This is a genomic window from Cellulomonas phragmiteti, assembly GCF_016862775.1.
Classification (GTDB): Bacteria; Actinomycetota; Actinomycetes; order Actinomycetales; family Cellulomonadaceae; genus Cellulomonas; species Cellulomonas phragmiteti.
Map to the genome: position 1 here is coordinate 48,923 of NZ_BONP01000009.1, position 23,380 is coordinate 72,302.

Sequence of the window (23,380 nt, forward strand, 5' to 3'; positions counted from 1 at the left end):
CTGACCCCCCGCGGGGGGCACGCAACCAGGGCTGCTGCCGCCACCGCAGTGAACCCGGGTGCCACCGGCCAGGCCACGGCCTGGTCGGTGGCCCCTGGGCCGCGGGGGCGCGGAGCGTCGTCCAACGAGTGGCGCAAGCGCCTCGAGATCGTCTTCTTCGTGGCGCCGGCGCTCCTGCTGTTCGCCACCTTCGTGGTCATCCCGGTGATCCAGGCCGCCCGGTACTCCGTGTTCCGGTGGAACGGCCTCGGGCCGATGGACAACTTCGTCGGCTTCCAGAACTACGTCATGGCCCTGGGCGACACGATCTTCCAGCGTGCCGTGACCAACAACATGACGATCGCGGTCCTCTCGATCGCGATCCAGCTGCCGATCGGTCTGCTGATCGCCCTGCTGCTGAACCGCAAGTTCCCCGGCCAGACCGCGATGCGCGTCATCGTGTTCGTCCCCTACGTGCTCGCCGAGGTCGTCGCGGGTGTCATCTGGAAGCTGCTGCTGCAGCCGCAGGGTGGCGTCAACGCGTTCCTCGAGACGATCGGCCTGGGCGGGTTCACCAAGGCCTGGGTCGGTGACCCGAGCGTCGCGCTGTGGACCGTCATGGGTGTGCTCACCTGGAAGTACTGCGGTCTCGCGATCGTCCTGCTGCTCGCCGGCCTCCAGGGTGTGCCCGAGGAGCTGCACGAGGCGGCGTCGATCGACGGTGCCAGCTGGTGGCAGACGCAGCGCAAGATCACCATCCCGCTGCTCGGTCCGACCATCCGCACCTGGATGTTCCTGTCGATGATCGGGTCGTTGCAGCTCTTCGACATGGTGTGGATCCTCACCAGGGGCGGTCCGGACAACGCGACCGTCACCATGGCGACCTACCTCATCCGCCAGGGCACCGAGCGCAGCCAGTACGGCTACTCGTCCGCGGTCGCGATCATCCTCTTCGTCATCTCGTTCCTGCTGGCCGCGATCTTCCAGGCCTTCGTGCTCAACCGCGACTCGGGTGACGACAAGCCGAAGCAGCGTCGGAAGAAGGTGTCCCGATGACCTCCGTCGTCGCCCCGCCCTCACGCGGTACTCGTGGGGCCACGCGGTCCGGCTCGCACAGCCGCCGCTCGGTCAGCCCGTGGGTCTACCTCGCGTCCGTCCTGGTCGCCGGCGTCACGCTGGCACCCGTGGTGTACGCGGTGCTCAGCGGGTTCCGCTCCAACGGCCAGCTCGGGGCCAACCCGGTCGGCCTGCCGAACCCCTGGATCTTCACCAACTACGTCGGCGTCCTCACGTCGTCGAGCTTCTGGCAGTACGCGCTGAACTCGATCATCATCGCCGGCGTCACGACGGCGATCGTGGTGGTGGCGGGCGTCATGGCCGCCTACCCGCTCGCGCGCTACCGCTTCAAGGGGCGCCAGGCGCTGTTCAACGTCTTCGTGGCGGGCCTGATGTTCCCGCTCACGGTGGCGATCATCCCGCTGTTCCTCATGGTGCGTGAGCTCGGCCTGACCAACAGCTACTGGGGTGTGGCACTGCCGCAGGCGGCGTTCGCGCTGCCGATGACGATCGTCATCCTGCGGCCGTTCCTCATGGCGCTGCCCAACGAGCTCGAGGAGGCGGCGATGCTCGACGGCGCGTCGCGCATCGGTTTCTTCTGGCGGATCCTGGTCCCGCTGTCGGGCCCGGGCATGGTGACGACCGGCGTGCTCGCCTTCGTGGGCTCGTGGAACGGCTACCTGCTCCCGCTGCTCTTCCTCAACAACCCCGCGCTCAAGACGCTGCCGCTCGGCGTCGCGGACTTCTCCACCGAGCACTCCGCCGACACGGCCGGCGTGCTCGCCTTCACCTCGCTCGCGGTCATCCCGGCGCTGGTGTTCTTCCTGACGATGCAGAAGCGGATCGTCAGCGGCCTGCAGGGGGCCGTGAAGGGCTGAGCCCTTCCCCCTGCGTTCCCCACCCTGGCGCGTCCGGGGGCCTCGCGCGCACGACCTGCGCGGGGCCCCGGACCGCCCGTGCCCGCATCGTGGCGGTCGCGCACCCGAAGGAGACAGTGCAGTGACGGAGCTCGAGTTGCCCCCAGGACCCCGCGCCTCGGAGCGGGTGCGCGACCTCATGGCTCGCATGACGCTCGAGGAGAAGCTCGCACAGATCGTCGGCTTCTGGGAGAAGAGCGAGGGCGAGGCCGTCGCGCCGCTCCAGGGCGAGTTCGAGGCGCCGCGAGGGCTGGACGACTCGATCGGCGACGGGCTGGGTCACCTCACGCGCGTCTACGGGACCCGACCGGTCGACGCCGCGGAGCGCGCCGCGTGGCTCTGGGACAAGCAGCGCTGGTTCGTCAACGAGACGCGCCTGGGCATCCCGGCCCTCGTGCACGAGGAGTGCCTCACGGGCCTGTCGGCCTGGGGCGCCGCCACCTTCCCGACACCGTTGGCCTGGGGCTCGTCGTTCGACCCCGACCTCGTGACCCGCATGGGGGAGCTCATCGGCGGGTCGATGCGCACGCTGGGGATCCACCAGGGCCTGGCCCCGGTCCTCGACGTGATCCGCGACCCCCGGTGGGGGCGCGTCGACGAGTGCATCTCCGAGGACCCGTACCTGGTCGGCACGCTCGGCACGTCCTACGTGCGCGGGCTGCAGTCGACCGGCATCCACGCCACCCTCAAGCACTTCGTCGGCTACTCGGCGTCGCAGTCGGGCCGCAACTTCGGTCCCGTGCACATCGGCGCGCGCGAGCTCGCCGACGTGCTCCTCGTGCCCTTCGAGATGGGGGTGCTCGACGGCGCCGTGCGGTCGGTCATGTCGTCCTACAACGAGATCGACGGCGTGCCGGTCGCGGCCGACCCCGACCTGCTGACCGGGCTGCTGCGCGAGCGCTGGGGGTTCGACGGCACCGTCGTCGCCGACTACTTCGGCGTCGCGTTCCTGCAGCTGCTGCACCACACCGCCGGCGACCTCGGCGAGGCGGCCGGCCAGGCGCTCGCCGCCGGCGTCGACATCGAGCTGCCGACCGGGGACGCGTACCTCGGCCCGCTGGCGGCGGCGGTGCGCGCGGGCACGGTCGACGAGTCGCTCGTCGACCGCGCCGTCCTGCGGGCCCTGGCCCAGAAGGAGGAGCTCGGGCTGCTCGACGCGACCTTCGAGGACGCACCCCCCACGGAGGTCGACCTGGACTCGCCGGCGCACCGTGAGGTGGCCGCGCTGCTCGCCGAGCGCTCGATCGTGCTGCTCAGCAACGACGGCACGCTCCCGCTCGCCCCCGACGCCCGGGTCGCGGTGATCGGCCCCAACGCCGACCGCGCCGCCGCGCTCTTCGGCTGCTACTCGTTCCTCAACCACGTGCTCGCGCACCATCCGGACGCCGCCGTCGGCATCGAGACCCCGACCGTGCTCGAGGCGCTGCGCGCCGAGCACACCGGCGGCGAGATCACCTCGACGCCCGGCTGCGCGGTCGACGACGACGACCGCTCGGGGTTCGACGCGGCGGTGGCCGCGGCGAGCGCCGCCGACGTCGCCGTGCTCGTGGTCGGTGACCACGCGGCGCTCTTCGGTCGCGGCACCGTCGGCGAGGGCTGCGACCGGGACGACCTCGAGCTGCCCGGCGTCCAGCGCCAGCTCGTCGAGGCCGTGCTGGCGACCGGCACGCCCGTCGTGCTCGTCATGCTCACCGGTCGTCCCTACGCGGTGGACTGGGCCCTCGGGCGCTGCGCGGCGGCCGTCCAGGCGTTCTTCCCCGGCGAGGAGGGCGGGAACGCGGTCGCGGGCGTCCTCACCGGTCGCGTCAACCCGTCCGGCCGGCTGCCGATCTCCATGCCGCGCTCGGCGGGCGCGCAGCCCTACACCTACCTGCACCCCGCGCTGGGCGGCGACGGCGACGTCACGAACCTCAGCACGGTCCCGACCCTGCCCTTCGGGCACGGCCTGTCGTACACGTCGTTCACGCACACCGACCTGCGCGTCGCGCCGGGCGCCTCGACGCGCGACGTGCTCACGGTCACCGTCACGGTCACGAACACCGGCGACCGGGCCGGCGCCGACGTCGTGCAGGTGTACGGCAAGGACGTCGTCGCGAGCGTGACCCGCCCGGTCGCCCAGCTGCTGGGCTACCACCGCATCGAGCTCGCCCCGGGCCAGAGCGCCGACGTCGAGCTCGCGGTCCCCGCGGCGCGGCTGGCGTTCACCGACCGCTCGGGTCGACGGGTCGTCGAGCCCGGCGAGCTCGAGGTGTGGATCGGGTCGTCGTGCGCGCAGCGCGACGTCGAGGCGAGCGTCGAGCTCGTCGGCGAGACCTACCCGGTCACGCTCGACGACCCGCGCTGGACCGGCGTCACGGTCCGCTGAGACGTCCGCCGGCGGCAGGAGCAGCTGCCGCCGGCGGATCACAGGTCGGACGTGCGGCACGCCGTGCCCCACGCCGACGTAGCGTGTCGGGGCGTCACCGCGAGGCGGCGTCGTGCCCCGCGAGAAGGAGACACCTGCGATGAGCCGTCCGCTGCGCTCACGTACCTCGACCCACGGCCGCAACATGGCCGGAGCCCGTGCGCTGTGGCGTGCGACCGGGATGGGCGCGGACGACTTCGGCAAGCCGATCATCGCGATCGCGAACTCCTACACGCAGTTCGTCCCCGGGCACGTGCACCTCAAGGACATGGGCGACCTGGTCGCCGGTGCGATCCGCGAGGCCGGCGGCGTCGCCAAGGAGTTCAACACGATCGCCGTCGACGACGGCATCGCGATGGGTCACGGCGGCATGCTGTACTCCCTGCCCAGCCGGGACCTCATCGCCGACTCCGTGGAGTACATGGTCAACGCGCACTGCGCCGACGCGATCGTGTGCATCTCCAACTGCGACAAGATCACCCCGGGCATGCTCAACGCCGCGCTGCGGCTGAACATCCCGGTGGTCTTCGTGTCCGGCGGGCCCATGGAGGCCGGCAAGGCGGTCGTCGCCGACGGTGTCGCGCGGACCCCCCTCAACCTCGTCAACGCGATCAACTACGCCGCCGACGACAGCGTCTCCGACGAGGCCCTGGGCCGCGTGGAGGAGAACGCGTGCCCCACGTGCGGCTCCTGCTCGGGGATGTTCACGGCCAACTCGATGAACTGCCTCACCGAGGCGCTCGGCCTGTCGCTGCCCGGCAACGGCTCGACGCTCGCCACCCACACGGCGCGCCGTGAGCTGTTCCTCGAGGCGGGTCGCACGATCGTGGACCTCGCGCGCCGCTACTACGACGAGGGGGACGACAGCGTCGCACCGCGCTCGATCGCGTCCCGCGCGGCGTTCAGCAACGCCATGACCCTCGACGTCGCGATGGGCGGCTCCACCAACACGGTGCTGCACATCCTCGCGGCCGCGCAGGAGGCCGAGCTGGACTTCACGCTCGAGGACATCGACGCGATCAGCCGCCGCGTGCCGTGCCTGTCGAAGGTCGCGCCCAACCACCCCGACTTCCACATGGAGGACGTCCACCGGGCCGGCGGCATCCCCGCCCTGCTGGGGGAGCTGGACCGCGGCGGGCTCCTCGACCACGACGTGACCAGCGTCCACACCCCGACCCTGCGCGCCTGGCTCGACGACTGGGACGTCCGCGGCGGGAAGGCGACGCAGCGCGCGCTCGACCTGTTCCTCGCGGCGCCCGGCGGTGTGCGCACCACGCAGGCGTTCTCGACGTCGAACGTGTGGGAGTCGCTCGACACCGACGCGGCGAACGGCTGCATCCGCGACGTCGCCCACGCCTACACGGTCGAGGGCGGCCTGGCGGTGCTGCGCGGCAACCTCGCGCAGGACGGCGCGATCCTCAAGACCGCCGGCATCGACCCCGACGTCTTCCACTTCGTCGGGCGGGCGCTGGTCTGCGAGTCCCAGGACGAGGCGGTCGACAAGATCCTGCGCAAGGAGGTCGAGCCCGGGCACGTGGTCGTCGTCCGCTACGAGGGCCCCGCGGGCGGCCCCGGCATGCAAGAGATGCTCTACCCCACGTCGTTCATCAAGGGCCGCGGGCTGGGCAAGGTGTGCGCGCTCATCACGGACGGCCGGTTCTCCGGCGGCTCGTCCGGCATCTCCGTGGGCCACATCAGCCCCGAGGCGGCCGCCGGCGGCACGATCGGCCTGATCGAGGATGGCGACGAGATCGAGATCGACGTCGAGACGCGGCTCATCCGGCTCAACGTCCCGGACGCCGTGATCGCCGAGCGCCGCGCCAAGATGGAGGCGTCGGAGCACCCGTGGCAGCCGGTCGACCGCGACCGGTACGTGTCGCCCGCGCTGCAGGCGTACGCCGCGATGGCCACGAGCGCGGACCGCGGCGCCGTGCGCGACGTCAGCCGGCTGCGGCGACGCTGAGCCGCGCCGGCCGACGCGCCCCGCGGTGGTGGGCGCGGACGGTGCCACCGAACTAGGGTCGCGGCATGACGACCACCCACGGCGCTCCGGGTCCCGAGATCGACATCAAGCCCCGTTCGCGGCAGGTCACCGACGGGCTGGAGGCGACCGCGTCGCGCGGCATGCTGCGCGCGGTCGGGATGGGGGACGACGACTTCGCGAAGCCGCAGATCGGCGTCGCGAGCTCGTGGAACGAGATCACGCCCTGCAACCTGTCGCTCGACCGGCTGGCCAAGGCCGCCAAGAGCGGTGTGCACGCCGCCGGCGGGTACCCGCTGGAGTTCGGCACGATCTCGGTGTCCGACGGCATCTCGATGGGCCACGAGGGCATGCACTACTCGCTGGTCAGCCGCGACATCATCGCGGACAGCGTCGAGACCGTGATGATGGCCGAGCGGCTCGACGGGTCGGTGCTCCTGGCCGGGTGCGACAAGTCGCTGCCGGGCATGCTCATGGCGGCGGCGCGGCTCGACCTGGCGTCGGTCTTCCTCTACGCGGGCTCGATCATGCCGGGCTGGGTCAAGCTGTCGGACGGCACCGAGAAGGACGTGACGATCATCGACGCGTTCGAGGCCGTCGGCGCGTGCGCGCGCGGCCTGATGTCCCGCGAGGACGTCGACCGCATCGAGCGTGCCATCTGCCCCGGCGAGGGCGCGTGCGGCGGCATGTACACGGCGAACACGATGGCCTCGGTGGCCGAGGCCATCGGCATGTCGGTCCCGGGGTCCGCGGCCCCGCCGTCGGCCGACCGGCGGCGCGACCAGTACGCCCACCGCTCGGGCGAGGCCGTGGTGGAGCTGCTGCGGCGCGGGATCACGGCTCGGCAGATCATGACGAAGGAGGCCTTCGAGAACGCGATCGCCGTCGTCATGGCCTTCGGTGGGTCGACGAACGCGGTCCTGCACCTGCTGGCCATCGCGCACGAGGCCGAGGTGGACCTCACGCTGGAGGACTTCAGCCGCGTCGCGGCGCGCGTCCCGCACCTGGGGGACCTCAAGCCGTTCGGCCGCTACGTGATGAACGACGTCGACCGGGTCGGCGGGGTCCCCGTGGTGATGAAGGCCCTGCTCGACGCCGGGCTCCTGCACGGCGACTGCCTGACGGTCACCGGGCGCACGGTCGCCGAGAACCTCGCCGAGATCGCCCCGCCCGACCCGGACGGCAAGATCCTGCGCGCCCTGAGCAATCCCATCCACCGCACCGGGGGCATCTCGATCCTGTCCGGGTCGCTGGCGCCCGAGGGTGCGGTCGTGAAGTCGGCGGGGTTCGACTCGGACGTCTTCGAGGGCACCGCGCGCGTGTTCGAGCGTGAGCGGGCCGCGCTCGACGCGCTCGAGGACGGCACGATCCAGGCCGGGGACGTCGTCGTCATCCGCTACGAGGGGCCCAAGGGCGGCCCGGGGATGCGCGAGATGCTCGCGATCACCGGGGCGATCAAGGGCGCGGGCCTGGGCAAGGACGTCCTGCTGGTGACCGACGGACGCTTCTCGGGCGGGACGACGGGACTGTGCGTCGGCCACATCGCACCTGAGGCCGTGGACGCCGGCCCGATCGCGTTCGTGCGCGACGGCGACCGCATCCGCCTGGACGTCGCCCACGCGACCCTGGACCTGCTGGTCGACGACGCCGAGCTCGCGTCGCGCCGCGAGGGGTGGGTGCCGCTGCCGCCCCGGTACACGCGCGGTGTGCTCGGCAAGTACCAGAAGCTCGTGCAGTCGGCGTCGAAGGGTGCCGTTCTCGGCTGAGGGACCCGCGGGGGCGGCGCGGCGCGTCGCCGGGTGAAACCTGTCCGACGCTCGCGCCGCCCGTGGGGTGTGCGCCCGGCATCGACCAGGATGGGCGTTCATGAGCACCGACCAGCGTGAGCGCACCTCGGCGACGGGCACCACGTGCTGCGGGTGACGCTGCGCGGCGTGGGCGTGCCCACCGTCGTCCTCGGCACCGGGGAGACGCTGCTGGTCGGCCGCGACCCGCACCCCGCCCTGCCCGACGACGACGCGGACGCCCAGCTGCGCAGCACGGCGCTGACCCTGCCCCGGGCCGCCCCGCACGTGTCCCGCGTCGTCGGGGAGATCGTCGTCGGTGAGGAGGTCGTCCGGCTGCGGTGGCGCGGGTCGACCGAGGCGCAGCTGTCCAGCCTGTTCGACGCACCCGGCGGTGCGCGGCGCGTCGCGCTGACCGACGGCATGGCGGCGCTGCTCGACGAGGGCGAGAACCACGTCCTGCTGCTGCGGGGCCGCCAGACGGCTCCCGGCCAGTTCACGGACCTCGTGCTCGTCGTCGACGTGACGATTCCCGCCGTCCCCGACGACGCACGACCGTGGGTGCCGGACCCCGACCTCGAGGGTGCCGTGACGGCGCCCGCGCCGCGCCTCGAGCGGTGGTCGCGCGAGTGGTACGTCGCCCTCGCGCTCGCCGAGCCCTGGCTGGTCGGAGCCGACGACTACCCGCGGCCCGCCTCGAACCGCGAGATCTACGAGCGGGTCCTGCAGTGGCGCGGCCACGCCTGGAACCTGGAGCGCGCGCAGCGGGTCGACGACGCGATCCGCGTCGTGGCGCGCATGGCGTTCGGCCCGGCGGACGACCCGTTCGCGCAGGGCGGCGGCCGCGTGCAGAACGTGCGGTTCGCGGTGGGACGGCGCTCGGCCGAGGTGCGGCTCGTCACGGCCGACGACCTGGCCGTCGTGGAGGCCGCGCGCGCCCGCGGCGAGGGCCTCAACCCGGAAGGTTCCACCCCCCGCGCGCTGTCCTGACGGGACGGCCCCTGCCTACGGTCGCGGCACAGCCACGACGAGGCAGGGAGCCCGGCATGTACGACAAGAGCAGGTTCTACGGCATCGACGCCCAGCAGAGCCGCCAGCAGGCGCGCGCCATGCAGACCGGGGCGGGTGACCTCGACGGCATCGTCGGGCAGATCGGCTCGCTGCTGAGCCAGGTCCAGTGGTCCGGCGCCGGGGCGCAGCGGTTCCTCGGGGAGTGGGACGGCGCGCTGCGTCCCGAGCTGCAGGCCGCCGCGGAGAACATCCGGCAGAACGCCGTCGAGCTCGACCGGCGCGCCCAGATGCAGGAGGACGCGAGCCGCTGACGCGCGGGCCGGCGCCCGCGCGGCGGAACCTTCCACCCCCGCGACGCTGGCCACGCACCCCCGACGTTCCTAGCGTCGATCACGTACCCAGACCCGCCGGACCCCCGGCCCACCGCAGGAGGCACCGATGTCCCAGCTCCAGGCCAGCGGCTCGTTCCGCGGGTCCGACGTCGACGGGCTCGACCGGATCGTGCGCACCATGACCGACGCGGCCGAGTTCGCCGACACCGTCGTGAAGACGCTCCAGGTGCTGGCCACGGCGCTCGAGGCGATGTCCTGGACGGGCTGGGCCGCCGCGTTCGCCCGGTACCTGCGCGCCGTGGTCATCCCGTGGGTGAAGACGGTCGCCAAGTACCTGCGGGGCTTCGCGCAGGTGCTGGCGCTGATCTCCCAGACGCAGAAGGACACGAGCTCGGACACGCCGACCGTGCACATCCCGGCGACCGCGTTCACGCCCGTGCGGCTGCCGGCCACGTCCACGGTGAACGCGCCCGTGCTGACCGCCCCGGAGACGGCCGTCGCGCCGGGCCCGCAGGGCGGCGGCGCGGCCGGTGCCGGTGCGCAGGTCGTCGTGCCGGTCTCGATCGGCTCGATCACCGTGCACGTCGACGGGGCGGGCGGTGGGGGTGCGCAGGTGACGACGCCGGCGGCCCCGACGCCGCGGTTCGACGCCGGGGGCGGCGCGACGGGTGCCGGCAGCACGGGCCTGTCGGCCGGGAGCATCGCCGGTGGCCTGGTCCGTGACCCGCAGGGGACGGTCGGCGCGATCGTCGGCGGGGTCGTCGGCGGGGCCGTGGGCCACGCCGTGGGGGGTGGGTCGTTCGGTGAGCGCATCGGCGCGGCCGTGGCCGACGAGGTCGCGGGCCGGGTCGGCTCGGGCGGCGGGTCGGGCGGTGGCTCCGGCGGGGTCTCACCGGCGTCGGCCGCGATCGGGGCACCGGCGGTGGACGCGCCGGTCGCCGGCCCCGGTGCGGGGTCGACCACCCCGGGAGCCTCGCCCGTCGACGCCCGCGCGGTGGCGGGGGACCCGCCGGTCACGGCGACACCCGTCGGCATCGGTGCCGGACCCGTCGGCGGCGCCGACGCCGCGCGCGCGGCGGCGGCCGCCGGGACGGCGGCGCTCGAGACCGGCGCCGGCACGCCCGTCGCCCTCGCGGCCGCACCCCTCGGACTGGCCGCGCTCGGCGCCGCCTCGCTCGGCGCGCTGCGCAGCGGCGACGGCGCCGACGTCGACGAGGACGCCGCGACCGCCGCGGGCACCCCCGTCGCGGTCGAGGTCGCGATCGACCGGCGGGCCGAGCGGTGAGCGCGGCGACCGTCGAGCACCCCGGCCCGCTGCTCCCGGGCGCCCCCCGCTTCCGGTTCACGCTGCCCGACGGCTGGGACGTCGCACCGGCGCCCCGTGCGCTCGCGGTGGCCCGGCCCGCGGGGGACCGGCCGGGGTTCGTCCCGAACCTCACCGTCACCGCGGACCTCGTGCCCGCCCGCACCACCGCCGCCGAGGTCCTCGCCGCCGTGCTGGCGGCGTACCCCGGCGAGGTCGACGCGACGGACCCGGGCACGGACGACGACGGGCACGCCACGTCGGCGCACCTGCACCGCCCGCACCCCGCGGGCACGGTCCACCAGCGCGTCGACGTGCTGCTCGGCACGACCCCCGTGCCCGGCGACCACCGGCACGCCCTGACCGTCGTGTCGAGCTGGGCGGACACGACGCCTCCCGACCTGCGCGACGCCCTCGCGGACGCGCACACCTCCGTCCGGTTCGGCACCGCCGACCCGGCACCGGCCTGACGCCACCGGCACGGCCACCACCCCGGCACCGGGCACCGCGCTCGGGCACGCACCGAAGGAGAACCACCATGAGCAACGTCCTCGGCATGGACATCGCCGCCGCTCGCGACCTCGTGCGCGTCATGAACGTCGACGCCGACAGCATCACGCAGATCACCAGCCGGCTCACGCAGCAGCTGCAGTCGACCCCCTGGTACGGCCCGGACGCGCAGCGCTTCAACGCGGACTGGTCCGGCCAGTACGTGCCGGCCCTGCAGCGGGTCGTCGAGGCGCTGCAGGCCAACGCCGCCGCGCTGTCGCAGCAGGCCGACGACCAGGAGATGGCCTCCTCCTGACCCCGCCGCCGCCCGGGGTGCAGGTCGCCCGTCCGCACGGACGACGACCGCGCCCCGGCGGGGCGGCGTACCAGCCCACCCGACACCGCACGAGCACCGGGAGCACCCACCATGTGGCGCCTGAGCATCCAGCCGACCCGCGACAGCGGCCTGCGGGCCGTGGACGTCGAGGTCGTCGCGCTCGACGGTGCGCGGGTCGCGGACCTGGCCCGAGCGCTGGCGACGCACCTCGGTGCGGGCGCCGGTGCGTTGCTCGCGCCGACGACCGACGGCGTGCCGTGGCCGGCGACGCTGCCGCTCGCGCAGGCCCCGCTGCGCACGGGCGCGGTGCTGCCCGTCGCCTCGGTGCCGGACGCGTGGCTGGACCGACCCGGTGCCCGGCGACCCGTCCGGGCGCGCGTCCGGGTCGTCGCCGGCCCCGACGCCGGGACGGAGGTCGACGTGGAGTCCGACGCGTTCACGATCGGGCGCGGGTCCGCCGCCACGGTCCGCCTCACCGACCCGTCGGTGTCCCGCGTCCACGCGCGTGTGCTGCTCACCGGGGGCGTCGTCGTCAGCGACGAGGGCTCCGCCCACGGCACCCGCGTCGCCGGCCGCCCGGTGCTGCGCGCCCAGCCCGTCGGCTGGGGCGAGCGGGTCGAGGTGGGGCGCACGACGCTCGAGGTCCACCCCGGGGACGCCGCGCCCCTGCCGGGCGACACGGGCGTGCTGCGCCCGCCGCGCTTCGGTGCGCTGCTCGTGCCGGCCGAGCTCGAGGTGCCCGCGCCGCCGTCCGCGCCGCGCCGCACGCCGATGCCGTGGCCGATGATGCTCATGCCCGTGCTGCTGGGTGGCGCGATGTTCGCGATGAACCGCAGCCCGTTCTCCCTGGTCTTCATGATCGGCTTCCCCCTGATGATGGTCGTGCAGCACGTCGTGGCGCGCCGGCAGCAGGCGGTGGAGCACGACGCCCAGCTGCGGGCGTGGCGGCGCGACGTCGACGACGTCGTCGCGCAGCTCGACGAGGCGGCCCGCGTGCAGCGCGAGCGCGCCGCGCAGGACGAGCCCGACCTGGTGACGGTCCGCGAGCGCGTCGCGTCGCGCGACCCCGGGACGTGGGCGCGGCAGCGCGAGGACGAGGACTTCCTGCAGGTGCGGTCCGGGCTGGGCCCGCGGCCCGCGCTGGTCACCGGCACGGTCGCCCGCGGCGGGGACCGCGTGCAGCGGGACCTCGCCGTGCGCGAGCTGACGGCGCGCGGCACGCTGCCGGGGCAGCCGGTGCCGCTCGTCCTGGGTGGGCACCGGGTGGCGGCGGTCGTGTGCACCGACCGCGACCGCGCCGACGCCGCCGTGCGTGCGCTGCTCGTGCGGCTCGCCGCGGCGCACTCCCCGACGGACGTGACGTTCGCGGCCGTCCTGGGTGCCGCGTCGACGCACGTGGAGACGTGGTTGCGGTGGCTGCCGCACGCCGCGCCCCGGGTCGGTGGGCTGCCGCCCGTGGCGGTCGGGGCGGCCGACGGCGGTGCGCTGCTGGAGGCGCTCGTCGCCGCCGACGGCGCGCGCGGGCACGTCGTGTGCCTGGTCGACGAGGACGCCGGCGTGCCGCGCCGCTCCGTCGAGGCCGTCGCCGGCGCCGCGCAGGACCGCGGCGTGCACCTGCTGTGGGTGGGGCGGGACGCCGCGCGCGTGCCGTCGGCGACCGACGTCCTGCTCGACCTCGACGCGGGCCTGGTGCGCCGCCGCGACCGCGGCGGGGACGACGTCGTGGACGTCGTCGACGAGCTCGACCTGGCGGCGGCGTGGCACACCGCGCGCACGCTCACCGCGTTCCGGGACGAGGCCGCGGTCGTCCCGCCCGACTCCGCGCTGCCCGGGTCGGTCCGGCTGCCGGACCTGGGCACGGACCTGCGCGACCCGGACGACGCGACGGCGGTCCTCGACCGGTGGGCCTCGTCGTCGGGACTGCGGGCGCAGCTCGGTGCGGGGGCGGACGGCGTCGTGACGATCGACCTGCGCGAGGACGGCCCGCACGGTCTGGTCGCGGGCACCACGGGCTCCGGCAAGAGCGAGCTGCTGCAGACGCTGCTGTGCTCCCTGGCCACGAACAACCCGCCGACGCGCATCACGTTCCTGCTCGTCGACTACAAGGGTGGGGCCGCGTTCCGCGAGTGCGCCGACCTGCCGCACACGGTCGGGTACATCACGGACCTGACGCCCGCGCTCGTGCAGCGCGCCCTGGTGTCCCTGCGGGCCGAGCTCACGTGGCGCGAGCACCTGCTCGCCGAGCACGGCGCGAAGGACCTCGTCGCGCTCGAGCGGCTGCGCCCCGACGTCGCGCCGCCCAGCATGCTCATCTGCGTGGACGAGTTCGCGGCCCTGCTCGGTGAGGTCCCGGAGTTCGTCGACGGCGTCGTGGACGTCGCCCAGCGCGGGCGCTCCCTGGGCATGCACCTGCTGCTCGCGACGCAGCGTCCCGCGGGCGTCGTCACCCCGCAGATCAAGGCGAACACCGACCTGCGGATCGCGCTGCGGATGGCGTCGACGGACGACTCGACCGACGTCATCGAGGCGCCGGACGCCGCGACCCTGTCCCGCCGTACGCCCGGTCGCGCGTGGCTGCGGCGCACCGGGCACGGCACGCGCGAGCTCGTGCAGGTCGCGTGGGTCGGTGCGCACGAGCCGGCTCTCGACGAGGCGACGGCGGTCCAGGTCCGCGCGTTCAGCGCGCGCAGCGACGCCGTGCCCACGGGCGCGACGGGTCGCGTCGACGAGCGCTCGGACCTCGAGCGCCTCGTCCTGACGGTCGGGGAGGCGTTCGCCCGTTCCGGTCTCGCCGCCCCCAAGCGGCCCTGGCTGCCGGCCCTGCCGGACGAGGTCCTGCTGGCCGGCGGTGAGCCCGGCGTGCTGCTCCTGGGTGCCGACGCGCACGACGAGGCGGCCGTCCCGGGTGCTACCGACGACGTCCACACGTGCGTGCCCGCCCCCGGTGTCCTGCCGGTGGGTCTGGCGGACGTGCCGGGCGAGCAGACCCAGCACCCGCTGCTCGTGGACTACGCGCGCGCCGGGCACCTGCTGGTGCACGGGGCCTCGGGCAGCGGCAAGACCGAGCTGCTGCGCACGGTCGCCGTCGCGGCGACGCTCGCGCACGACCTGGCACCCGCGCTCGTCTACGGCATCGACTCCGCGGGCGGCGGGCTGTCGGTGCTGGAGGCGCTGCCGTCCGTGGGGTCCGTCGTGGTCGAGCAGCAGCCCGAGCGCGTCACGCGGCTCGTCCGGATGCTGCACCGCACCCTCACCGACCGCAACGCGCTGCTGGCCCGGCACGGCGCCGCCGACGTCGAGGCCCTCGCCGCGACCGGCGTCGTGCTGCCGCGCGTGCACGTGCTCATCGACAACCTGCCGCAGCTCGTCGAGCACCTCGAGGGCGGCGGCCCGCTGCGCCGCGGGCACGTCGACCAGCTCGTCGCCGTGCTGCAGGACGGCCGCCGCTGCGGCGTGCACGTGACCGCCACGACCCCGCGGCGCACCGGTCTGCCGTCGGCGCTCGCGGGCGCCTTCGGGCAGCGGCTCGTGCTGCGCATGACGTCGGTCGACGACTACCAGGTCCTCGGTGTGCCGCAGAGCGTGCTCGACGACCGCACCCCGCCCGGGCGCGGGCTGCTCGGTCGCACCGAGGTGCAGGTCGCGACCGTGGGCGGGGCGGGCACCCCGCGGCAGGGAGCGCTGCTGCGGGACGTCGCGGCGCGCGAGGCGGCCCGCTACGCCTCCCAGCCGCCCGTCACCGTGCCGGCCATGCCCACCCGCGTGCCCGTCGACCTGGTCCCCGCCCCCGAGCGTGACGACGTGTGCGTCGGTGTCGACGGTGACCTGGCCGCAGGCGTCGTGCTGCCGCTGCTGCCCGCGCCGCTGCTGGTGCTCGGGCGCGGCGGGTCGGGGCGCACGTCGTTCCTGCTCGGGCTCGCGCAGGCCGTCGGCCGCGCGGCGCAGCCCCCGCAGGCGGTGCACCTGCTGGGGCCGCGCGCCCGGGACGCCGCCGGCGTCGACAGGGCGGTCAGCGACCCGGCCGCGGCCACGGCCCTGCTCGAGGAGCTGCTGGCCGGGGCGACGCCCGCCGACGACGCCTGGCGGGTGCTGCTCGTCGACGACGTGCACGAGTGGGAGCGCGGGTGGGAGCGCGGGGGCGACGACCGGCGCCTCGTCGAGCTGCTGGCCCGTGTCGTGGAGGAGGCACCCGCCCGCCGGGTCGCGGTCGTGCTGGCGGCCGACCCCGACGAGGCGCGCGCGCGGCAGCACGTCGCCGGCGCCGTGGCCGCGGCCCGCCGCGCCCGCCGGGCCGTGCTGCTGGGGCCCGAGATGGCCGACGGGTCGCTCGTCGGTGCCACCGTGCCGATGCACACGCACGAGCCCGCCACGGGCGTCGGCCGTGGCCTGCTGGTCAGCGCCGGGTCGGTCCGGGTCGTCCAGGTACTATCGCCGTCAGCCGACCGGGAGTCCGTCCGATGAACCGATCGACCACGTCCTCCGGCCTCCTCGGCCGCCTGCTGGGCCGTCCTGGTGACCGCCAGCGCGGGTTCGCGGAGGCCGGCGTCGCCGTGACCGGTGCCGCGCTCGTGCTGGGCGCCGCGCTGGGGTCCGGCGTGGCCTCCACCGTCGTGACCATGTCCGACGGGGTGACCTGGTTGCCCGACGACGAGACCGGTCAGGTCGTGCAGATCAACCCGGGCACGGGACGCGCCGAGCGCCGCCTGCAGGTCGCGGGACCGGGCAGCGACCTGGCGATCAGCCAGCGCGACGGCCGGCTGGTCGTCACCGACGGCCGCACGGGCACGATGACGAGCATCGACCTCGCCACGCTCATGGCCGGGGGGCAGCGCCGCTCCGACGAGCCCGCGCGCGTGCTCGTCGGCGGCGGCCTGGTGTACCTCGTGACGCCGTCCACCGGCGTCGTGCGCGCGGTCGACCCGCTGACGCTGCAGGACCTCGGGACGCCGCACCGCATGGCGACGCCCCTCGCCGACGCCGTCGTGGACGCCCGCGGCGCGGTGTGGGTCGTCACCACCTCCGGCGAGCTGCGCTCGGTGACGTGGCTGCCCGAGGAGGAGCGGTTCGAGGCCGGTCAGCCCCGCCCGGTCCGCGGCGCGGGGGCGGGCACACGCCTGCTGCCGCACGAGCGCGGGGTCACGGTCTTCGCACCCGACGGTGGTGCGGTCCTGCAGGTCGGCGTCGGCCGCGACCTGGCCGTGGCGGTGCCCGACCTGTCGGGGGAGGTGCTGCCCGCCGCGACCGCCCCGACCGACCTCGCACCGGCCGGCGTGCCCGGCCGCTCGGCGGTCGTCATGCTCGCCGGCGACCGCATCCTCGACGTGGGCGTCGGCGCGCTGGGCTGCGAGCGCCCCGGCCGGCCCGCGGTCTTCGCCGGGCTGGTGTACGTGCCGTGCACCGGGGCGGGACGCGTCGTCGTCCTGCGCCCCGACGGCACCCGCGCCCGCCCCGACGTCACCGTCCCCGGCGGGCGCGACCCGCGCCTGCTGGTCGACGACGGCCGGCTCGTCGTGCACACCGAGGACGGCTCCCGCGCGGTCGTCGTCGAGTCCGACGGCACCACGCGGGTGGTCGACACCGGTCGCGCCGGTGCCGCCGTCCACGACCCGCGCGACGCCGGCTCGGCGCCGGTCGCCGCGCCCCCGCCGCCGCAGCGCCCCGACGCACCCGTCCCGCCGCCCGGCGCGCCGCAGGCGCCGTGGTCCGGTGGGTCCCCGCCCGACCCGACCGAGCCCGTCGGTCCCGTCGTCCCGCCGGTCGCGGTCCCGCCCGTGGGTGCCCCGCCCGTCGTCGACCCGACCGTCGACCCGACCGTGCCCGATCCCGAGCGCACGGACGCCCCGCGGCCGGGCACGCCGGGGGCACCGGTCACCCCGGGCACCCCGGGTGAGACGCCGACCGGGACCGCGCCGACCCCGGGCGTGCGGCCCACCACCACCCCCACGCCCAGCGCGTCACCGGCCCCCGCGCCCGTGGCACCCACCGGGGTCGCGGCGGCGCTGGGCGAGCAGCAGACCGACGGGCTCACCGACGTCACGGTGACCTGGCGCGCCTCGAGCCCGCGCCCCGACGCGTACGTCGTCCGGGCGTCGGTCGCCGGCCTGGCCCCCGTGGAGGTGGGCGGTGGCACGACGTCCGCGGTCGTCCGCGGCGTCGACTGCAACACCCGCCTGACGTTCACGGTCGAGGCCGTCGACGGCGGCGTGGCGTCGGCACCGGCGTCGAGCCCGTCGGTCCGCACGGGCAGCTGCGTCGGGCCGCTGCCGGTCGCGTCCGCGCCGACCGGCGTGACGGCCGCCGCGCACCCGGACGGCACGGTCACCGTCTCCTGGACGGCGCCGAGCAGCGGGGCGGACTCCTACCTCGTCGGGCCCGTGGGCGGGTCGACGACGACGACCGACGGGACCGCGACGTCCCTCGTGCTGCGCGACGTGCCCCCGGGCGCGGGCGTCCGGTTCGTCGTCCAGGCGGTCCTCGGGGCGACGTCCGCCGCGTCGCAGCCGTCCGCGGCGGTGACGGTCGCCGGCGTCCCGGGCGCCGTGACCGCGCTCGAGGCCTTCGACATCACGACCGCAGGCGAGCGGCACTACCTGTCGATGCGCTGGGGCGCGGCCCCCGACAACGGGTCGCCCGTGTCGGAGTACGTCGTCGCGTACTCCGGCGGCGGGGTCAGCGGCCGGTTCACGACGGGTGCGCAGTCCCAGCTCGTCGAGTTCAGCTGCGCCGGCACGCCCCTGTGCGCCCAGGGCGGCACCCTCACGGTCACCGTGACGGCACGCAACGGCGTGGGCGAGGGGCCGGGCGCCAGCTACGGGTACCAGGTCGGTGCGTACGTCCGCCCGCCCGCCGAGGGCGAGAGCGTCGTCTCGTGGGTGACGTACCGCTCCCCGGGGCTGAACGACCAGGAGATCCCCGCCGTCGCCCAGCTGGCGCCGCCGTCCTGGTGGGCCGAGCACGCCGGCGGCTGCACGCTGGTCGTGTCCGCCGACAGGACGACGACGCAGCCGATCGCGTGCTCGGCGACCGAGGTCTACCTCGGCTCGTTCCACGGCGGCACCACCGTCACCGTCAGCGTCCGCGCCGAGAACGTCGGCGGCCGCAGCGTGACCTCGGCGGCCGTGAGCGAGCGCATGCCGAACCGCAACGAGTTCGCCTACTGCGACCTGATGACCCGGATCTGCACCGACCCCGTCAGCCTGCCCGGCGACCGCGACGTGGTCGTCGTGCCGATCCCGTGGGTGCCGCGGCTGCCGCACGGACCGGAGCGGCCGCCCCTGGCCGCCACCGGGGTCGGGCTGCTGCTCGCGGCCGGCGCGCTGCACGCCGCGCGGCGCCGCTCCACCGAGGGCGCAGCCACCGCCACCCCGACCGTCCCGTCCCCGACCGCACCCGAGGAGCCCGCAGCATGACCGACGACGCCGCGACCACCGTCGCCGAGTTCCGCGTGCTGCACGGGCGGGTGGTCGACGCGGTCGAGCACGCCGTGCACGGCAAGCGACCCGTGGTGGAGCTCGTGGTCGCCGCGATGTTCGCCGGCGGGCACGTGCTGCTCGAGGACGTGCCCGGCACCGGCAAGACCACGCTCGCGCGCGCCCTGGCGGCCGCGCTGGGCGGCACCTCGCGACGCATCCAGTTCACGCCGGACCTGCTGCCGGCCGACGTCACGGGCACGTCCGTGCTCGACCCGGACACCGGATCTGTGCGGTTCCGGCCCGGCCCGGTGTTCGCCCACGTCCTGCTCGCGGACGAGATCAACCGTGCCGCCGCCAAGACGCAGTCCGCGATGCTCGAGGTCATGGCCGAGGGCACCGTCACGGCCGACGGGACCACGCACGCCGTGCCCGACCCGTTCCTCGTCGTCGCCACCCAGAACCCCGTGGACCTCGACGGCACGTACCGGCTCCCCGAGGCGCAGCTCGACCGCTTCCTGCTGCGGGTGCGCCTGGGCTACCCGGACCTGGAGCACGAGCTCGCGGTGCTGCACCCGGAGTCGTCCGCGGGCGACGTCGCGGCCGTGCCGACCGTGACCAGCCCCGCGGACGTCGCCCGGCTGGCGCGTGGGCTGCGGGCCGTGCACGTCGCCGACCCCCTGCTGCGCTACGTGCGGGCGCTGGGCGAGGCCACGCGCACCGACGCGCGCACGCGCCTGGGTGCGAGCACGCGTGCGCTGCGGGCGCTCGTGGGCGCGGGGCAGGTGCAGGCCGCCGCCCAGGGCCGGCACTACGTGGTGCCCAGCGACGTGCAGGCGCTCGCGCACGCCGTGCTCGAGCACCGGCTCATCCTCACGCGGGAGGCGCTGCTGGAGGGCGTCACGGCCGCCGACGTCGTCGCGGCGGCGGTCGACTCCGTCGACGTCCCGCGCCCTGCGGCCGTCTGAGGCCCGCACGTGTCCCGTCGTCTGCGGCCCACACCCCGGGGGACCGCGCTCGCGGTGCTCGGTGTGCTCGCGCTCGGCCTCGGCCTGCTCGCGCGCTACCCGGGCCTCGTCGCCGTCGGCGTCGCCGCGGTCGGGCTCGTCGTCGTGGCCGTCGTGTCCCTGCTGGTGCCCGTCCCGCTGGACGTGACCCACCGGCTGGTGCCCGGGCGCACGCCGCGGCTGGGCGCCGCGGCCGCGCACGTGGACCTGCGCAACGCCTCGCCCTGGCTGCCGCTGCTCGTCGCGGGCACGGACCACGTCGCCGGCCGGGACGTCGCGCTGCCGCCCACCCGCCTCGCGCCGCGGGGCAGCGGGGTGGTCGAGGTGCCCGTCCCCACGGACCGCCGCGGCCTGCTGCCCGTCGGCCCGTTCGTCCTCGAGCGACGTGCGCTGGCGGACCTCGTGCGCTCGCGCGAGCGCCGTGGCGGGTCGTCGACGCTGCAGGTCACGCCGCGGGTCCTGGCCGCCGCGGGCCCCCCGACCGGCCGCCGCCGGGGCCACGTCGGGGCGCAGGAGCGCGTGGAGCACGGTGGCACGGACCTCGTGGGCCTGCGCGAGTACGTGCCCGGCGACGACCTGCGGCGCGTGCACTGGGCGAGCACCGCGCGGCACGGCACCCCCATGGTGCGCGAGGACGCCGACCCCGCCGAGCCGCACCTGACCGTCCTGCTCGACGACCGGGCGGACGCCTACGTCGCCGGGGCGGCGGGTGACGGGTTCGAGGAGGCCGTCGACGTGGCGGCGTCGCTCGTGCACGCGTGCGCCGCGGTCGGTGTCCCCGTGCGCTGCGTGAGCGTGTCGGGGTCGCTCGACGTGGACGTCCCGGCCGGTGTCCCGGGCAGCGGGGAGCCGCTGCGAGCCGCCGCGTACGCCGTCGACCGGCTCACCCTCGTCGCCGCGGGCGACCGTCCCCTGACGGACGCGGTCGCGGTCCCGCCGGGCGGCGGTCCGGTGGTCGACGTGCTCGCCGTCGTCACGGGGGCGGGCGCGCCCGTGCCCCCGCTGCTCCTGGCCGCCCGCGGGGCGGACACCGCCGCGCTGCTCGTGGTCGACCCCGCGCCGCGCCGGGCGCTCGGCGCGGCGGCGACCGCCACGGTGGTGCGCGGCCCGCGGGCCGAGGACCTGCTGCGGGGCTGGGACCTGGCGGTGGCGCCGTGAGCCGCCGCGGGCCCGGTGCAGCACCGACCGCGTGGGCGGTCGCCCTGCTGCTCGTCGCGTGCCTGCCGCTCGCGGCGTCGTTCACGTCGCCCGTCGTGCTCGCACCGGTCGCCGCCGCCGTCGTGCTGCCGTTCGTCGTCGTCGTGCTCGCGCGGCGCCTGGCCGTGCCCGCATGGGCCACGGGTGCGGCGGGGGTCACGCTCGTGCTCCTCGTCGCGACGTCGCTCGCCCGCGCCGACGCCGGCGGCGTCCCCGACGTCGACCAGGCCGCCTGGCGCACCACCGGCGCCGCGCAGGTCCTCGGTCCGCTCGCGGACGCGGCCGCGCGCCTGCTCACCGCGCCGCGCCCCGCGGCACCCGCGCTCGCGGTGCCGGTCGTGGCGCTCGTCGCCGTCGTCGCGCTCGCCGTCGCGCTGGCGATGGGACGGCGTGCTCCGGCACGGGTCGCGCCGCTGGTCGGCGCGCTCGTGCTGTACGCGACGGGCCTGCTGCTGACGGCGGGTGCCGCCGACCGCGGCCCCGTCGGCGTCGCGCTGGTCGCGCTCGCGGCCGCGGGCTGGTCGCTCCTCGACGGCGACGCCGTGGAGCGGCACCGGCAGGCTCCGCAGCTCGGGCAGGCGGCGCGCGCCCCGCGCGCACGCTGGCGGGCCGGCGGCGTGGCGGGCCTCGTCGTGGTGGCGCTCGTGGCCGCGGGCGGTGCGGCCGCCGCGGGTGCGGTGTCGGGTCCGGCCTTCGAGCCGCGCGAGCACGTGACGCCGCCCCGGCTGCCGGCCGACGCCGTGCACCCGCTCGCGGAGCTGTCGCGCTGGCAGACCGACGGCGACGCGACCGTGCTGCGCGTGAGCGGCACCCACCCCGGCTACCTCACGTGGGTGGCGCTGCCGGACTTCGACGGGGCCGGCTGGTACGCGGACCTCGACCTGCGCGCGCTGGGCACGGTCGTCGAGCCGTCGCTCGGCCCCGGCCGGGTGCGTGGCGAGGTCGACGTGGAGATCGAGCTGGTCGACCTCGCGGGCCCGGCGGGCTCGCCCGGCTCCTGGCTGCCCTCCGTGGGTGACGTGGTCGCCACGTCGGCCCCGGGTGCGCTCGTGGACGTCGACGCCGGGGTGCTCGCGGCACCCCCGACGCCGGACGGCCGCCTGCCCGCCGGCCTGACCTACCGGGTGCGCGGCGCGGTCGACCGGCCGCAGGCGGACGCCGTGGCGCGGGCGGGCGTGCCCGGCGGCCCCGAGGTGGGGCGGTACCTGCGCCTCGACGGGTTTCCCGGTGACCTGCGCAGCTACGCGCAGGGGGTCGTGGTCGACGCACGCACGCGACTGGACCAGGCGACCGTGCTCGCGGACACCGTCCGTGGCGACCGCGAGCTCGCCGTGGACGCGGTGAGCGGGACGTCGTACGCCCGGTTGCGGGAGTTCCTGTTCGCCGACCGTGCCGCCGGCGGCCAGGTGGGGACCAGTGAGCAGTTCGCGGGCGCGTTCGCCGTGCTGGCCCGCGCGGTCGGCCTGCCGTCACGGGTCGTCCTGGGCTTCGCGGTGCCCGGCGGTGCCGCGCAGGACGACGACGTCCCGCGGGACGTGCGCGGCGCGGACGTGCGCGCGTGGGCCGAGGTGTACCTCGCGGGCAGCGGGTGGGTGCGGTTCGACCCGGCACCCGACGCGGTGACGGCCGCGGGTGTCGACGAGGGCACCCGCGAGCAGGACGCGGGGACCGAGGTGCAGGACGAGGTGCCCCTCGACGAGCCCGACGAGGACGTGCCGCCCGCCGACCCGGCCACCGACGAGCCGTCCGAGCCCGCGTCGGCCGTCAGCGGGGCCACCGTCGCGCTGGCCGTCGGGGCCGTGCTGGGCCTGGCGCTGGTGGCGGTGCTCGCCGCGCTGGCCGCGGCGCGCGCGCTGCGGCGGCGTCGGCTGCGGAGGGCAGGCGTCCTGGGGGCGTGGCAGCACGCGTCCGACGCGCTGCTGCTGCGCGAGGGACCGGCGGCCCCGGCCGCCACCGCGGACACCCTCGCGTCGCGCATGGCCGCCCTGAGCGGCGTGCCGGCCGGGTCGCTGGCCACCGCGGCGCAGGCCGTCGCCTTCGGAGGAGCGCCACGCCCGGCGGCCCCGGACGCGTGGCGCACGGCCGTCGAGGTCGAGCGGGGCCTGCGCGCGGGCGCGCCGCGGCGGCGGCGGCTCACCTGGTGGGCGGATCCGGCACCCCTGCGTCGCCGCTGA

General features: G+C 76.0%; 15 protein-coding genes. All 15 read left to right on the forward strand.

Annotated elements, in window-relative coordinates; translation table 11 throughout:
- The first annotated feature begins 87 nt into the window (after positions 1-87).
- The 15 genes from Cph01nite_RS09285 to Cph01nite_RS09355 all read left to right on the forward strand — a co-directional run bounded on the left by Cph01nite_RS09285 (position 88) and on the right by Cph01nite_RS09355 (position 23,380).
- Positions 88-1,035: a carbohydrate ABC transporter permease gene (locus Cph01nite_RS09285; protein ID WP_239069161.1), complete on the forward strand. Its 948-nt coding sequence runs from the start codon at positions 88-90 to the stop codon at positions 1,033-1,035.
- Positions 1,032-1,913 carry a carbohydrate ABC transporter permease gene (locus tag Cph01nite_RS09290; RefSeq protein WP_203673509.1) on the forward strand — a complete coding sequence of 294 codons (882 nt, stop codon included), beginning with the start codon at positions 1,032-1,034 and terminating at the stop codon, positions 1,911-1,913. The genes Cph01nite_RS09285 and Cph01nite_RS09290 overlap by 4 nt, the downstream gene beginning before the upstream one ends.
- Before the next feature lie 121 nt (positions 1,914-2,034).
- Positions 2,035-4,317 (forward strand): beta-xylosidase/alpha-l-arabinosidase, encoded by a 2,283-nt coding sequence (locus tag Cph01nite_RS09295; RefSeq protein ID WP_203673510.1) that lies wholly within the window; start codon positions 2,035-2,037, stop codon positions 4,315-4,317.
- 139 nt (positions 4,318-4,456) lie between these two features.
- A complete protein-coding gene (ilvD, locus tag Cph01nite_RS09300; protein WP_203673512.1) occupies positions 4,457-6,319 on the forward strand; it encodes a dihydroxy-acid dehydratase in 1,863 nt (620 codons plus the stop codon).
- Positions 6,320-6,384: 65 nt separating this feature from the next.
- Positions 6,385-8,103, forward strand: coding sequence for a dihydroxy-acid dehydratase (gene ilvD, locus Cph01nite_RS09305; RefSeq protein WP_203673515.1), 1,719 nt, complete (start codon positions 6,385-6,387; stop codon positions 8,101-8,103).
- Positions 8,104-8,271: 168 nt separating this feature from the next.
- Positions 8,272-9,111, forward strand: coding sequence for a hypothetical protein (locus Cph01nite_RS09310; protein WP_239069162.1), 840 nt, complete (start codon positions 8,272-8,274; stop codon positions 9,109-9,111).
- Between the two features lie 56 nt (positions 9,112-9,167).
- The gene (locus tag Cph01nite_RS09315) at positions 9,168-9,443 is read left to right on the forward strand and encodes a hypothetical protein (RefSeq protein ID WP_203673519.1); all 276 of its coding nucleotides are present in this window, start codon (positions 9,168-9,170) and stop codon (positions 9,441-9,443) included.
- Positions 9,444-9,570: 127 nt separating this feature from the next.
- A complete protein-coding gene (locus Cph01nite_RS09320) occupies positions 9,571-10,749 on the forward strand; it encodes a hypothetical protein (protein WP_203673521.1) in 1,179 nt (392 codons plus the stop codon).
- Positions 10,746-11,237 (forward strand): hypothetical protein, encoded by a 492-nt coding sequence (locus tag Cph01nite_RS09325; RefSeq protein ID WP_203673523.1) that lies wholly within the window; start codon positions 10,746-10,748, stop codon positions 11,235-11,237. The genes Cph01nite_RS09320 and Cph01nite_RS09325 overlap by 4 nt, the downstream gene beginning before the upstream one ends.
- Before the next feature lie 68 nt (positions 11,238-11,305).
- Positions 11,306-11,572, forward strand: coding sequence for a hypothetical protein (locus Cph01nite_RS09330; RefSeq protein ID WP_203673524.1), 267 nt, complete (start codon positions 11,306-11,308; stop codon positions 11,570-11,572).
- 111 nt (positions 11,573-11,683) lie between these two features.
- Entirely contained in the window at positions 11,684-16,054 is a 4,371-nt protein-coding gene (locus Cph01nite_RS09335; protein WP_203673525.1) for a type VII secretion EssC family protein, read from the forward strand.
- The gene (locus tag Cph01nite_RS09340; RefSeq protein WP_203673526.1) at positions 16,051-19,002 is read left to right on the forward strand and encodes a hypothetical protein; all 2,952 of its coding nucleotides are present in this window, start codon (positions 16,051-16,053) and stop codon (positions 19,000-19,002) included. The genes Cph01nite_RS09335 and Cph01nite_RS09340 overlap by 4 nt, the downstream gene beginning before the upstream one ends.
- The gene (locus tag Cph01nite_RS09345; protein WP_203673527.1) at positions 18,999-19,970 is read left to right on the forward strand and encodes an AAA family ATPase; all 972 of its coding nucleotides are present in this window, start codon (positions 18,999-19,001) and stop codon (positions 19,968-19,970) included. The genes Cph01nite_RS09340 and Cph01nite_RS09345 overlap by 4 nt, the downstream gene beginning before the upstream one ends.
- Positions 19,971-19,979: 9 nt before the next feature.
- Positions 19,980-21,167 carry a DUF58 domain-containing protein gene (locus Cph01nite_RS09350; protein WP_203673528.1) on the forward strand — a complete coding sequence of 396 codons (1,188 nt, stop codon included), beginning with the start codon at positions 19,980-19,982 and terminating at the stop codon, positions 21,165-21,167.
- Complete coding sequence (locus Cph01nite_RS09355) at positions 21,164-23,380, forward strand: transglutaminase-like domain-containing protein (RefSeq protein WP_203673529.1); 2,217 nt, start codon at positions 21,164-21,166, stop codon at positions 23,378-23,380. Before Cph01nite_RS09350 ends, Cph01nite_RS09355 begins: the two co-directional genes overlap by 4 nt.

Bases quoted from the DNA above. Each gene is read 5' to 3' on its own strand.
- Cph01nite_RS09290 (WP_203673509.1), top strand. From the start codon at position 1,032: ATGACCTCCGTCGTCGCCCCGCCCTCACGCGGTACTCGTGGGGCCACG.
- ilvD (WP_203673512.1), top strand. From the start codon at position 4,457: ATGAGCCGTCCGCTGCGCTCACGTACCTCGACCCACGGCCGCAACATG.
- ilvD (WP_203673515.1), top strand. From the start codon at position 6,385: ATGACGACCACCCACGGCGCTCCGGGTCCCGAGATCGACATCAAGCCC.
- Cph01nite_RS09315 (WP_203673519.1), top strand. From the start codon at position 9,168: ATGTACGACAAGAGCAGGTTCTACGGCATCGACGCCCAGCAGAGCCGC.
- Cph01nite_RS09320 (WP_203673521.1), top strand. From the start codon at position 9,571: ATGTCCCAGCTCCAGGCCAGCGGCTCGTTCCGCGGGTCCGACGTCGAC.
- Cph01nite_RS09330 (WP_203673524.1), top strand. From the start codon at position 11,306: ATGAGCAACGTCCTCGGCATGGACATCGCCGCCGCTCGCGACCTCGTG.
- Cph01nite_RS09335 (WP_203673525.1), top strand. From the start codon at position 11,684: ATGTGGCGCCTGAGCATCCAGCCGACCCGCGACAGCGGCCTGCGGGCC.
- Cph01nite_RS09340 (WP_203673526.1), top strand. From the start codon at position 16,051: ATGAACCGATCGACCACGTCCTCCGGCCTCCTCGGCCGCCTGCTGGGC.
- Cph01nite_RS09345 (WP_203673527.1), top strand. From the start codon at position 18,999: ATGACCGACGACGCCGCGACCACCGTCGCCGAGTTCCGCGTGCTGCAC.